The organism is Ancylobacter sp. Lp-2, from assembly GCF_020523795.1.
In the GTDB taxonomy this organism is placed as follows: domain Bacteria; phylum Pseudomonadota; class Alphaproteobacteria; order Rhizobiales; family Xanthobacteraceae; genus Ancylobacter.
On sequence record NZ_JAJALI010000005.1, the window covers coordinates 300,130 to 313,659 of the forward strand.

The following is a 13,530-nucleotide window of genomic DNA, read 5'->3' on the forward strand; positions in this document are numbered from 1 at the left end:
CGGATGTGTGTCCCGGGTCAGGGCTGCGCGGCGGCGGCCGCCGCCGAGCCATCGAAGACCTCGGTGAACTCCACCGCCACACCGTTCTCGAAGCGCCAGAGATGCGCGATGGCGGTGGTCGCGGTCTTGCCAGTGGCCTTGTAGGTCCAGCTCGTGCGACCGAACATCACCACTGAATCGTCGTCGGCGACGAAGATCTCGGGCTCGAAGTACCGCATCGCCCAGCCATCACGCAGGCTGTCGAGATAGGCGGCGAGCTGCTCGCGCCCCGCGCCCGGGCGGGTGAATTCCAGCCCGGCCGCCTCGGCACCGATGGTATTGAGGCGGATGTTGTCGTCCGCCAGCGCGTGCCACATGCTGCAATCGCCGCCCTTGCAGGCGTCCCAGGCCTTGTAGGCCTTCTTCACGCGCGCAATGTTGTCGTCCCCCGCCCCGCCCATCTCCGCCTCCCCAGGTTGCGAGCGGTAAACTATCGCCCTGATCCCGGCCCGCCGTCCACTCAAACTGGAAGGAATCGGCCCGCCGCTTGCCGGCCGGCCTTGACGCGGCTGCCAAGCTGGGCGATTTCCGCCGCACCTTCCGGGCAGCCGGTTCCGGAAGAGCCAACCTGACTGGCGGCCGCTATGCCTGATCTCCTGCTCGAACTCTTCTGCGAGGAAATCCCCGCCCGCATGCAGGCCGGCGCCGCCGACAGCCTGAAGAAGCTGGTCACCGACGCCCTCGTCGAGCGCGGCCTCCTCTATGAGGGTGCCAAGGCCTTCGTGACCCCGCGCCGCCTCGCCCTCGCCGTGCACGGCCTGCCAGCCAGCCAGCCGGACACCCATGAGGAGCGCAAGGGTCCGCGCGTCGGCGCGCCGCAGGCCGCCATCGACGGCTTCCTGAAAGCCTCGGGGCTGGCCTCGATCGATCAGGCGAAGATCGAGAGCGACCCGAAGAAGGGCGAGTTCTACGTCGCGCATCTCCACCGCCACGGCCGCCCGACGCCGGAGGTGATCGCCGAGATCGTCCCCGCCATCATCCGCGCCTTCCCTTGGCCGAAGTCGATGCGCTGGGGAACCGGCTCGCTGCGCTGGGTGCGGCCGCTGCAATCCATCGTCTGCACCTTCGGTCCGGAGACCGAGGAGCCGGAGGTGGTGCCTTTCGAGATTGACGGCCTCCGCTCGGGCGACGTCACGCGTGGCCACCGCTTCCTGTCTTCCGGCGCCATCCGCGTGCGCCGGCTCGACGACTGGATGACCAAGCTGGAAGCCGCCTTCGTCGTCGTCGACCGCGAGCGCCGCAAGGACATCATCCTCGCCGATGCCCGCGACCTCGCCCTCGCCCACGGGCTGGAGCTGGTGGAGGACGCCGGCCTGCTCGACGAGATTTCCGGCCTGGTCGAATGGCCGGTGGTGCTGATCGGCGCTTTCGACGAGGGCTTCCTCGACGTGCCCGACGAGGTGATCCGCGCCACCATCCGCGCCAACCAGAAGTGCTTCGTGCTGAACGACCCGAAGACCGGGCGCCTCGCCAACCGCTTCATCCTGGTATCGAACCTCGCGGCGAAGGACGGCGGCGACGCCATCGTCGCCGGCAATGGCCGCGTCATCCGCGCCCGCCTGTCGGACGCCAAGTTCTTCTGGGACACCGACAAGAAGACCAACGCGACGGTGCCGCTGGCAGATCGGCTGGCCAAGTTCCAGAACGTTACCTTCCACGAGAAGCTCGGCTCGCAGTTCGCGCGCATCGAGCGCATCGCCGCGCTGGCGAAGACGCTGGCTCCGCTGGTCGGCGCCGATCCCGCGCTCGCCGAACAGGCCGCGCTCTATGCCAAGGCCGACCTGCGCACCGAGGTGGTCGGCGAGTTCCCCGAGGTTCAGGGCCTGATGGGCAAATATTACGCCCGCCTCGAGGGCCTGCCGGAGGAGATCGCGCTCGCCGCCGAGGAACACTACAAGCCGCAGGGCCCGGCCGACCGCGTGCCGGTCGCCCCGGTCTCGGTGGCGGTGGCGCTCGCCGACAAGCTCGACACGCTGGTGGGCTTCTGGGCCATCGACGAGAAGCCGACCGGCTCGAAGGACCCCTACGCCCTGCGTCGTGCCGCGCTCGGCTTGGTGCGCATCGTGCTCGACAACGGGCTGCGGCTGAAGCTGTCGGAGTTCGTCGAGCCCGACCTCCTCGCCTTCTTTGCCGACCGTCTGAAGGTCCATCTCCGCGAGAGCGGCGCTCGTCACGATCTCGTCGACGCCGTGTTCGCGCTCGAAGGCCAGGACGACCTCTTGCTGGTGGTGAAGCGCGTCGAGGCGCTCGGCCGCTTCCTGCGCACGGAAGACGGCAAGAACCTCCTGGCCGGCACCAAGCGCGCCGCCAACATCCTCCGCATCGAGGAGAAGAAGGACGGCGTCTCCTATGGTGGCGGCGTCGACATCACGCTGCTGCATGAGCCGGAGGAGCGCGCGCTCGCCGATGCCATCGCCAAGGCCGGTCCGCTGATCGCCACCGCGCTCAGCGCCGAGGATTTCGAGGGCGCCATGGGCGTCATGGCCTCGCTGCGCGCGCCGGTCGACGCCTTCTTCGAGAAGGTGACGGTGAATGCCGAGGACAAGGCACTGCGGGCCAATCGCCTCGCCTTGCTGGCCGATATCCGCGCCATCACTCGCCAGGTCGCCGATTTCGAGCGCATCGAAGGCTGAGGACGGCACGGATCGGGGGACGGGGATCGCACGATGAGCCTCGTCCACAACGAGCGCACCAAGCTGACGGCCACGTTGCTCAACAACGTGGCCGTCGCCATGTTCATTACCGGCGGTATCGGCCCGACCGTCTCGCTCTCCTACGGACTCCCCGGTCCGACCGGCGGATGGTCCGCCCTCGGCATTACCACCATTTGGATTCTGGGCGGTTCGGCCATACATTACATGGCGAGACTGCTTCTGAAGGGACTAAAGCCATGACGACCGCGACCCTCGCATGGTACGTTGCTCCGCTGCTTCTGGTCGCGGCGTGCTATGTCCTCTTCCTAGCGACCCGCGCGGATACCCATCACACCGGCCCGGCGGAATAGCCGCCTCGCGTGCGGCCCGTAGCGCTTGGCGCCCAGCCCTTGCACGTGGCTCCCCACGCCACGTCCCGGCGCCTCGGGAACCTTCCCCTACCTCCGGCCGTTCATGAGGGACCCCACCGGAGATCCCTTCATGTCCGTTAGCATCGTCGCTGTGCAGCCCATCGTGGCGCTGGTCGCCGGCATCCTCATCCTGGCGATGCCGCGCCTGCTCAACTACATCGTGGCGCTGTACCTGATCTTCGTCGGCGTCATGGGCCTGATCGGCAACGGCACCATCAATCTGTGACGCGCCCGGCGTCGCCGGCAAAAAAAGGCCGGGCGATGCCCGGCCATGATGTCGTGGAAATGTGGTCGCCCCGACGCGGTGCGTCAGCAATCGCCGACGGTCACTGCCTCGATCCCGTCGGCTCAGACCGTCTTGCGGATCAGCCGGTCGACGCTCCAGGGGCCGGGGCCGGCGAAGGCGAGGTAGAACAGCACGAAGCAATACAGCGCCGCCGTCTCGCCGCCATTGATGATCGGATAGAAGTCCTTCGGCGCGTGCACCAGGAAATAGGCCACCGCGGTCATGCCGGAGAGCACGAAGGCGACCGGCCGCGAGAACAGCCCGATCAGCAGCAGCGCGCCGCCGATCAGCTCGAACAGGCCGGCGAGGCCGGGCATGGTCGCCAGGCTGACCCCGGTCATCTGGGTCACGGGAAATCCCAGTATCTTGGTCGTTCCGTGCTGCATCAACAGCAGGGCGGTCATGATCCGCAGAAGGCTCAGCACATGCGGCGTGAGCGTGTCGACGATTTTTGTCATTTCCCCAGTATCCCTGAATACGCTCGGTTTTTTTCCCGGCGGGGCGAGGCTGCCGCAACGGCGGGCAGGACGCAATCGCTCTAGGCATCACGTTGCAGTGCGATATAATTCGCCGCATTGCGAATGATGGATTGAACCAAACACCTCAAACGGCTAGACCAAGGGATGGAAAAGCCATCCGGGATGGCCTTCCCAACAAGATGAACTCCTTGATGGAGCTCCCTTTTCGAACTCGCCAGCATTTCCATAGAGGCTATGATCGTGCGGTCCAGGCACGTTCAACCAGCGGGACTACCGAAATGACGAAATGGGTCTACACCTTCGGCGACGGCGCGGCAGAAGGTGCGGCGGACATGCGCAACCTCCTGGGCGGCAAAGGCGCGAACCTTGCCGAAATGTCCAATCTGGGGTTGCCGGTTCCTCCTGGCTTCACGATCTCCACCGAGGTCTGCACCTGGTATTACGCCAACGGCAACGTCTATCCGGCCGAGCTGACGGGCGATGTCGAGAGTGCGCTCGCCTATGTCGGCAAGCTGGTCGGCAAGACCTTCGGCGATCCCGCCAATCCGCTTCTCGTCTCGGTCCGTTCGGGCGCGCGCGCGTCCATGCCGGGCATGATGGACACGGTACTCAATCTCGGCCTCAACGATGTGACGGTCGAGGCGGTGGCGCAGGCGTCGGGCAATCCCCGTTTCGCCTATGACAGCTACCGCCGCTTCATCCAGATGTATTCGAACGTGGTGCTCGATTTCCCGCACCACCACTTCGAGGAAGTGCTGGACGGCTTCAAGGCCGATAACGGCTACACTCTCGACACCGACCTCGGTGCCGACGACTGGAAGGAAATCGTCAAGCGCTACAAGGCGCTGGTCGAGCACGAACTCGGCAAGCCCTTCCCGCAGGATCCGCAGGACCAGCTGTGGGGCGCCATCGGCGCGGTGTTCGGTTCCTGGATGAACCAGCGCGCCATCGTCTATCGCCGCCTGCACTCGATTCCCGAGAGCTGGGGCACGGCGGTCAACGTGCAGGCGATGGTGTTCGGCAATATGGGCGACAGCTCGGCCACCGGCGTCGCCTTCACCCGCAACCCGTCCACCGGCGAGAACGCGCTCTATGGCGAGTTCCTGATCAACGCCCAGGGCGAGGACGTGGTGGCGGGCATCCGCACCCCGCAGAACATCACCGAGACCGCCCGCATCGAGGCCGGCTCGAACAAGCCGTCGATGGAAAAGGCGCTGCCGGAGGTGTTCACCGAGTTCAACCGCATCGCCGGCGTGCTCGAAGGGCACTACCGCGACATGCAGGACCTCGAATTCACCGTCGAGAACAGCAAGCTGTGGATGCTGCAGACCCGCTCGGGCAAGCGCACCGCCAAGGCCGCGCTGCGCATCGCGGTGGAGATGGCCAATGACGGCGTCATCACCCGCGAGGAAGCCATCGCCCGCGTCGACCCCGCCGCGCTCGACCAGCTGCTGCATCCGATGCTCGACCCCAAGGCCGACAAGGCGGTGATCGGCTCCGGCCTGCCGGCCTCGCCGGGCGCCGCCTCCGGCGAGATCGTGTTCTCCGCCGATGACGCCGAGTTGCTGAAGAGCCAGGGCCGCAAGGTCATCCTGGTGCGCATCGAGACCTCGCCGGAAGACATTCACGGCATGCACGCCTCGGAAGGCATCCTGACGACGCGCGGCGGCATGACCTCGCACGCCGCCGTGGTGGCGCGCGGCATGGGCAAGCCCTGCGTCTGCGGCGCCGGCACCATCCGCGTCGACTATGCCGCCGGCACCATCACCTCGGGCGGCGTGACGCTGAAGAAGGGCGACATCCTCACCATCGACGGCGGCACCGGACAGGTGATCGCCGGTTCGGTGCCGATGCTGCAGCCGGAAATGTCGGGCGAGTTCGGCACGCTGATGGGCTGGGCCGACGGCGTGCGCCGCCTCAAGGTGCGTGCCAACGCGGAAACCCCGCTCGATGCCCGCACCGCGAAGAACTTCGGCGCCGAGGGCATCGGCCTGTCGCGCACCGAGCACATGTTCTTCGAGGCCGGCCGCATCCGCGCCGTGCGCGAGATGATCCTCGCCGACGACGAGAAGGGCCGCCGCGCCGCGCTCGCCAAGCTGCTCGCCGCCCAGCGCTCGGACTTCCAGGAACTGTTCGAGATCATGGACGGGCTGCCGGTCACCATCCGCCTGCTCGACCCGCCGCTGCACGAGTTCCTGCCGCACACCGACGCCGAGATCGCCGAGGTGGCGGAAGCGCTGGGGGTGAGCGCCGCCAAGCTCGCCGCGCGCAAGAAGGAGTTCGACGAGTTCAACCCGATGCTCGGCTTCCGTGGCTGCCGTCTCGCCATCGCCTTCCCGGAGATCGCCGAGATGCAGGCCCGCGCCATCTTCGAAGCCGCCGTGGCGGCCGAGAAGTCCACCGGCAAGCCGGTGGTGCCGGAGATCATGGTGCCGCTGATCACCGGCAAGCGCGAATTCGACCTCGTGAAGAACGACATCGATTCGGTGGCGAAGAAGGTCGAGGAAGAGACCGGCGCCAAGCTCGACTACCAGGTCGGCACCATGATCGAGCTGCCGCGCGCGGCGCTGAAGGCGGGTGAGATCGCCGAGACGGCGGAGTTCTTCTCCTACGGCACCAACGACCTCACCCAGACCACCTACGGCATCTCGCGCGACGACGCCGGCACCTTCCTCGGCACCTACATCCAGAAGGGCATCTTCGAGGTGGATCCCTTCGTGTCGATCGACACCGAGGGCGTCGGCGAACTGGTGAAGATCGCCACCGAGCGCGGCCGGGCGGTGCGCCCGAAGCTGAAGCTCGGCATTTGCGGCGAGCATGGCGGCGATCCGGCTTCGGTGGCGTTCTGCGAGGAGGTCGGGCTCGACTACGTGTCCTGCTCGCCCTTCCGCGTGCCGATCGCCCGCCTCGCGGCGGCGCAGGCGGCGCTGAAGACGCAGGCCGCCAGCCAGGCGTGAGGCGAACCGGCTCCGACAGGCGCCGAACCGACGAGGCGATGGCCGGGCTCCTGCCCGGCCGTCTGCTTTTGTGGCCCCTCCGGTCGATTCCGACGGCCGATTCCGGCCCGCCGGGCAGCTCGGCAGGGGTGTCCTGCGTGCAAAGGGGTTTCCTTTTGCGCGCAAAACCCCATATTCCCGGCATCGCTCAATTCGGAGTGCCAGAACCGCGGCCGCGACCGGCCGCTCAGATTGGATAAGAATTGCAAGTTCTCGTTCGCGACAACAATGTCGACCAGGCCCTCAGAGTCCTCAAGAAGAAGATGCAGCGCGAAGGCATCTTCCGCGAGATGAAGGCCCGGCGGTCTTATGAGAAGCCGTCCGAGCGGCGCAACCGCGAAGAGGCCGAAGCGGTGCGACGCGCCCGCAAGGCGGCCCGCAAGCAGGCGATCCGCGAAGGCCTGATCGCCGCTCCGAAGAAGAAGCCCCTGCCCCCGCGCGCCCGTCCCGAGGCGGCTTCGCCGGAGACGGCGAAATTAGTCTAGGCAGGGTTGCGATAGGGCATCCCTTAGTATAAGTTATCCACATCGATCTTGGACGTTGAACTTTGTTTTGCGCTTCGTGCGCTGTGGCGAACTTCCTCTCAAATCGATGACCATGTCCGTTTGCCCTCTGGGTGAATGGACGAATTTCTATGTCGAATGAAAGGAATATCGTCATGGCGACGGGTACCGTGAAGTGGTTCAACAGCCAGAAGGGCTATGGCTTCATCCAGCCTGATAACGGCGGGTCGGACATTTTCGTCCACATCTCCGCTGTGCAGCGCGCCGGCATGACCGAGCTGCGCGACGGGCAGAAGATCTCCTACGAGGTCGAGTCCGATCGCCGCACCGGCAAGCAGACCGCGGGCAGCCTGCAGGCGGCGTGATTGTGCCGAGGGTGCGTGACCACGGATGTACTGGCATGCATCGTTGAGCATATGGGAGGGCCGGGGATAACCCGGCCTTTTTCATTTTAAGGAGAGCGGCGATGACGAACCCGACCCGGGCCCCCCTCTTCAAACCCAACCTCACAAAGACCGAAAGCAAGGCGGAATCGGTCTCGCGCATCGCCATGTCGATGATCGAGCAGGAGACCGCCAAGCGGGACGCCAAGACGGCGCGCCTCCGGGCCGCGCGCCTGGCACAGGAAGACGCCGCCCCGCCGGCAAAGCCCGCAGCGAAGAGCCGCCGACGCCAGGGCGACTAAGTTCGAACCGACACCTCGGCCGCGGGAGACCCCCTGGCAGCATGTCCGGCCCGCGAGATCGCTCCGGGCGAGACGGGTTCCGACCGGTCGCGAGACTACGCCGGCTCTTCAACCTGCTGCATGTCCGCTCGATGAGGATGCATCGGCGACCGGCTTTCCGGTCGAGGGACAAGGCGTTCACCCCCCCTTCAGAAGGCTCTCGCCTCCGGCAACGGCATCGCAATGATGATGCTGGTCCTGTTTCCCGGTGACAGCGCAAAGCCCCCGGCTCGCTGCGATCATCGACCCGGCAATGGATCTTCCCGGTGCCTAAGCCCCGCGACACAGCGACGGCCTGCGCCTCGCCATGCGAGGCCCGAGCCGGGCGGTATGCCTCGACAGGGGCGCTGTCATTGGCAAATTCCATCGACACACGCCCATCGCCGCTCCCACCAGCGCCAGAAGGCGTCGCCGGACACGCCGCCGCGCCCGATGATGGTCGCGATGTACCCTGGCGGCCGCGGACCATAGGCCGCGGGCCCATCGCGCCGGCGCTCCCGTTTTCAGCGAGGTTCGGCCGACCCGCCGAATGCGCGACAACGAACCATAGACGCCCGAATCTGCAAAAAATCCGTCGGCCGATTCGGCCGGAGATCGCACGCCGGCCGATCGCCGGCCGGCTCCCCTCGCCTCCGGATTGCAAGGCAGCCCTAGCGGGCGGCAAAGGCTGAATGACCCGCGCATCCTGCCGCTAGCGAGCTCCCCTCGCCGACCGCACGCTGGTGAACAGGCCGGCAAGGGCACGCGATCGAAGATCTGCCCAGAGGACAGCACCCGACGCCAAGCAGTCGCCTTCCATCGACGATCGGTGAACGGGCGCGCAACAGGCCGCTCTTCTCGCGCCCGCCTCGACCTCACCCCACGCGTTCCTTCGGGAGCCGTCGATCCGCCGCCTTCGACGCGGCGCGCCGGTGGCACCTGCGGGGTCACCCCTCCTGCCGCGATCGGCGGTCCGCCGCCGGAAACCTCCATGCTCGGATGACGCCTCGCCCGTCGGCTTCCTTCCGACCGGCCACCCCGGAAAACCGGAGAGAGCCCCGCGCGCCGCACGCCGTCCCCCGTCAGCCGGCGGCGGCGATCTCCTCGCGCCACGGCAGGCTGGATTGGCTGCCGTGGCGCTGGCAGCAGAGGGCGGCGGCAATCGTTGCACGGCTCAGCGCCGCCTCGAAGGGCCGCCCTTCGGCGAGGCCGACAGCCAGTACGCCGATCAGGCAATCGCCTGCGGCGGTGGTGTCTACCGGGGTGATGGGACGCGCCGGCACCCGGCAATAGCCTTCCGCCGTCATCGCCTCCGAGCCTTCGCCGCCGAGCGAGCGCAGCACGCCGATGCCCAGCGCGGCGGCGAGCGAGCGGGCATCCGCGCTGCAGCCGAGCCGGCTGGCGGCGACCGCGGCCTCATGTTCGTTCACCACCAGCAGCCCGCAGGCCCGCAGCACCTCGACATCCAGCTGCGCGGGATCGGCCGGGGCGAGGTTGAGGATCGGGAAGGCCCCGCCCGCCCGCGCCTGCGCCACGGCAGTCGCCACCTCGCGCGGCGGAATCTCCATCTGCAGCAGCAGAAGCGTGCCGGGGCGCAGCAGCGCCGGCTCGATCTGCGAGGCCCGCGCCTGCGCATTGGCGCCGGGGGCGACGACGATGCGGTTGCCGCCTTCGTCATCGACGACGATCGAGGCGCAACCGGTCGGCGCCGGCACCCGCGCGACGCCGGCAATGTCCACCCCCGCCCCGGCCATGCCGGACAGTGCGAGATCGGCGAGCCCGTCCTGGCCGACCGCGCCGATCATGGCGACCGGGCCGCCGGCGCGGCCCGCCGCCACCGCCTGATTGGCGCCCTTGCCGCCGGGCTGCAGAATGAAGTCGCGCGCCAGCAGGGTCTCGCCCGGTCCCGGCGCGCGTGGCAGGTCGAAGATGAGATCGGCGTTGAGCGAGCCGAAGGAAATGATCACGCCAGCCTCCCGACGAACGCCCACCGCGTCGGGGCGGGCCGTCCTGCACGCGCCCGCTTCGCCTCCGGCGCGGCCGCCGTCAAGCGGAATCGCGCTCGCGGCAGGTGCGCCGCGGCGCGGGCGGGGCATGGATTCGGGCGCGGCAACTGACAGGCGCGCGCGGCGACAACCCGCTCGTTGCATCGGTGGCAACCCGCCGGAAATCTGCAAACGCCCACAGGTACACGGGATGAACGTCCCGCGCATGCCGGGCGCCGGCTCGAGGCAATGCCAGGGGCTTGTGACGGCCGGCGTCGAGGATCGCCGCTCGGGTTCCCGGGCCGGCAGAACGGGTCCGGGCCCAGCGCACTCACGGGTTTGATCGTACGCCGGCGCGAGAGAGGGCACCGTCGAGCGGCTCGGGTGCCAGCGTCGTCGCGCCGCACTGGCCGGGAATCACGGTCAAGGCAACCGGCCTGCGCCACGGAGCGCCCCATGCACAAAACCGAGGGGGCACCCGCCGGCCATCGGGGTTCGCTCCGCCGTGCACGCGGCCGGAAGCGGTCGAAGCCGCCCGCACCTCGCATCGCCCGGCCGGCATGCCGACATCACGACCATCGCCTCCCGACGAGGGTGGAGCGGCGACGCCCCCCCCCCCGAGGACCGGCCTCTTCATGGCCCCGGCTCAGGCCCCGGCCCCGATACCTCGCCCCTAACCCCGCGCGGCCGCCTTCAGCCGGTACAGCGCGTCGAGCGCCTCGCGCGGCGTCATCTCGTCCGGATCGATGCCGGCCAGCGCCGTCTTCACCGCCTCCGCCACCGGGTCCGCCTTCGCCGCCGGGGCGGCGGGCGCAGGCGCCCGGTTGATCGCGGCGAACAGCGGCAAATCGTCGAGGATGCGCTGCGCCGGCGCGGCACGGTCGGCATTCTCCAGCTCGGTCAGCACCGCCTTGGCCCGCGCCACCACGCTCGCCGGCAGCCCGGCGAGCCGCGCCACCTGGATGCCATAGGAACGGTCCGCCGCCCCCGGCACCACCTCGTGCAGGAAGATCACCTCGCCCTCCCACTCCTTCACCTTCACCGTCGCGTTGACGAGGCGGGCGAGGCGCTGCGACAGCGCGGTCAGCTCGTGGAAATGGGTGGCGAACAGCCCCCGGCAGCGATTGGCCTCATGCAGGTGCTCGAGGCTCGCCCAGGCGATGGACAGGCCGTCGAAGGTGGCGGTGCCCCGCCCGATCTCGTCGAGGATGACGAGGGAGCGCTCGCTCGCCTGGTTGAGGATGGCGGCGGTCTCCACCATCTCGACCATGAAGGTCGAGCGGCCGCGCGCGAGGTCATCCGCCGCGCCGACGCGCGAGAACAGCCGGTCGACGGCGCCGATATGCGCCGCCCGCGCGGGCACGAAGCTGCCGGCCTGGGCGAGGATGGCGATCAGCGCGTTCTGCCGCAGGAAGGTGGACTTACCGGCCATGTTGGGGCCGGTCACCAGCCAGATGCGGCCGGAATGCGCCTCGCCCGGCGGCGACAATTCGCAATCATTGGCGACGAACGGCCCACCGGAAGATGCGTGATCCCGCCGCAGCGCCTGCTCCACCACCGGATGGCGGGCGCCTTCCAGCCGGAAATCGAGCCCGCCATCCACCTCGGGCCGCACATAGCTCTCCTCCACCGCGAGGCGCGCGAGGCCGGCGGTGACGTCGATCACGGCGAGCGCCCCGGCGGCGGCGCGGATCGCCTCGGCCTCTGCCATCACCGCGCTCGCCAGCCGCTCGAAGATCGCCTGTTCCAGCGCCAGCGCCCGCTCGCCGGCGCTGGCGATCTTCGCCTCCAGCTCGCCGAGCTCGGTGGAGGTGAAGCGCATCGCCCCCGCCATGGTCTGGCGGTGCACGAACACGGCGCCGAAGGGCGGCTCACGCAGCTTGTCGGCGTTCTGCTGGGAGACCTCGACATAATAGCCGAGTACCGCATTGTGCCGGATCTTCAGCGACTTGACGCCGGTTTCCTCGGCATAGCGCCGCTCCAGCGCCGCCACCACCCGCCGGCTCTCGTCGCGCAGGGCGCGGGCGGCGTCGAGATCGGCGTCGAAGCCAGCGCGTGTGAAGCCGCCGTCGCGGCGATAGGGCGGCAATTCGTCGGCCAGCGCCTGCGCGAGCAGCGCCGGCAGCGCCGGATCGACAGCGCCGAGCAGCGCGGCGTTCTGCACGAGTTCCGCCGCCGGATCACCGGCCCGCAACAGTCCGGCGATGGCGGCGCCTTCCGCCAGCCCCCGCCCGATGGCGGCGAGGTCGCGCGGCCCGGAGCGGCCGAGCACGATGCGGGCGAGCGCGCGGGCGAGGTCCGGCGCCCCGGCGAGGCGCTGCTGCAACGCGACCCGCAGCGCGGAATCCTCGACCAGCGCCTCCACCGCGTCGAGCCGGGCGGCGATCCTCGAAGGGTCGGTCAGCGGCTCGGCGAGGCGACGGGCGAGCAGCCGCGCCCCGGCGGAGGTCACGGTGCGGTCGACGGCCGCGTTGAGCGAGCCGGCGCGGTCGCCGGTGGTGGTGCGCAGGATTTCGAGATTGGCCCGCGTCGCCGGGTCGATCACCATGATGTCGGCGGCCGCCTCGCGCTGGGGGGCGGCGAGCGGCGGGCGCTGGCCGAGTTGGGTGCGCTCGATATAGGCGACGACGGCGCTGGCGGCGGTGAGCTCGACGCGGGAGAAGGCACCGAAGGCGTCGAGGGTGGCGACGCCGAAGAAGCCGGCGAGCCGCCGCTCGGCGGTGGCGCCGTCGAAGCTCTCCTTCGGCAGCGGCGTCACGGCGGGCAGGGTGCGCCAGATCTCGCGGAAATCGGCCTCATCATACACCTGATCAGCCACCAGCAGCTCGGCCGGCTCGACGCGCGCGAGGTCGGCGGCGAGGCGCCCGGAATGGGTCTCGATCACCCGGAAGGAACCGGTGGAGATGTCGGCGAAGGCGAGCGCGTAGACATAGCCGTCCCGTTGGCCGTCCTCGCCCGCCGCCTCGCCGCCGCGCTGGCGGGCGAGGCTCGCCAGCACGTTCTCGCGCCGCGCGTCGAGCAGCGCGTCCTCGGTGAGGGTGCCGGGGGTAACAAGACGGGTAACGTCCCGTTTTACAACGCTTTTCGGCCCGCGCTTCTTCGCCTCGGCGGGATCCTCGATCTGCTCGCACACCGCGACGCGATGGCCGGCGGCGATCAGCTTGTGCAGATATTCCTCGGCGCGCTCCACCGGCACGCCGCACATCGGAATGTCGTCGCCCTGGTGCTTGCCGCGCTTGGTCAGCACGATGCCCAACGTCCGCGAGGCGATCTCGGCATCGGCGAAGAACAATTCATAAAAATCGCCCATCCGGTAGAACAGCAGACTGTCCGGATTGGCGGTTTTTATCTCGATGTACTGCGCCATCATCGGGGTGACGCGCTCGGCGTCGCCGGCCGGCTTTAGGCTGGGGGTCTGGGTCGCATCCATGCTCGAAGGCTTGCAGGGGGCCGGCGCCGACTTCAAGTATTCACC

The 13,530-nt window shown here is 68.7% G+C and carries 11 protein-coding genes; 7 read left to right on the forward strand and 4 right to left on the reverse strand.

The window, feature by feature from the left end:
- Window positions 1-17: 17 nt before the first annotated feature.
- Window positions 18-440 carry a nuclear transport factor 2 family protein gene (locus LGR54_RS14905; RefSeq protein WP_230362781.1) on the reverse strand — a complete coding sequence of 141 codons (423 nt, stop codon included), beginning with the start codon at window positions 438-440 and terminating at the stop codon, window positions 18-20.
- 183 nt (window positions 441-623) lie between these two features.
- Between LGR54_RS14905 and glyS the strand changes: the two genes are divergently transcribed.
- From glyS to LGR54_RS14920, 3 genes are all read left to right on the forward strand, one after another.
- A complete protein-coding gene (gene glyS, locus LGR54_RS14910; RefSeq protein WP_230362782.1) occupies window positions 624-2,672 on the forward strand; it encodes a glycine--tRNA ligase subunit beta in 2,049 nt (682 codons plus the stop codon).
- A gap of 33 nt (window positions 2,673-2,705) precedes the next feature.
- A complete protein-coding gene (locus LGR54_RS14915) occupies window positions 2,706-2,933 on the forward strand; it encodes a hypothetical protein (protein ID WP_230362783.1) in 228 nt (75 codons plus the stop codon).
- Between the two features lie 240 nt (window positions 2,934-3,173).
- Complete coding sequence (locus LGR54_RS14920) at window positions 3,174-3,329, forward strand: DUF3096 domain-containing protein (RefSeq protein ID WP_230362784.1); 156 nt, start codon at window positions 3,174-3,176, stop codon at window positions 3,327-3,329.
- Window positions 3,330-3,451: 122 nt separating this feature from the next.
- On the opposite strand, the gene LGR54_RS14925 is transcribed toward LGR54_RS14920, so the two are convergent.
- A complete protein-coding gene (locus LGR54_RS14925) occupies window positions 3,452-3,847 on the reverse strand; it encodes a DoxX family protein (protein ID WP_230362785.1) in 396 nt (131 codons plus the stop codon).
- A gap of 299 nt (window positions 3,848-4,146) precedes the next feature.
- Between LGR54_RS14925 and ppdK the strand changes: the two genes are divergently transcribed.
- The 4 genes from ppdK to LGR54_RS14945 all read left to right on the forward strand — a co-directional run bounded on the left by ppdK (window position 4,147) and on the right by LGR54_RS14945 (window position 8,052).
- A complete protein-coding gene (gene ppdK, locus LGR54_RS14930) occupies window positions 4,147-6,825 on the forward strand; it encodes a pyruvate, phosphate dikinase (RefSeq protein WP_230362786.1) in 2,679 nt (892 codons plus the stop codon).
- 242 nt (window positions 6,826-7,067) lie between these two features.
- Entirely contained in the window at window positions 7,068-7,349 is a 282-nt protein-coding gene (gene rpsU / locus LGR54_RS14935) for a 30S ribosomal protein S21 (protein ID WP_230362787.1), read from the forward strand.
- A 173-nt stretch (window positions 7,350-7,522) separates the two neighbouring features.
- Entirely contained in the window at window positions 7,523-7,732 is a 210-nt protein-coding gene (locus tag LGR54_RS14940; protein WP_230362788.1) for a cold-shock protein, read from the forward strand.
- 101 nt (window positions 7,733-7,833) lie between these two features.
- Entirely contained in the window at window positions 7,834-8,052 is a 219-nt protein-coding gene (locus LGR54_RS14945; protein ID WP_230362789.1) for a hypothetical protein, read from the forward strand.
- 1,100 nt (window positions 8,053-9,152) lie between these two features.
- Here the strand turns inward: LGR54_RS14945 and LGR54_RS14950 are convergent.
- Both LGR54_RS14950 and mutS read right to left on the reverse strand, forming a co-directional pair.
- Window positions 9,153-10,037, reverse strand: coding sequence for a ribokinase (locus tag LGR54_RS14950; RefSeq protein WP_230362790.1), 885 nt, complete (start codon window positions 10,035-10,037; stop codon window positions 9,153-9,155).
- Between the two features lie 691 nt (window positions 10,038-10,728).
- Window positions 10,729-13,485, reverse strand: a complete 2,757-nt coding sequence (gene mutS, locus LGR54_RS14955) for a DNA mismatch repair protein MutS (protein ID WP_230362791.1) — start codon at window positions 13,483-13,485, stop codon at window positions 10,729-10,731.
- Between the last annotated feature and the right edge of the window lie 45 nt (window positions 13,486-13,530).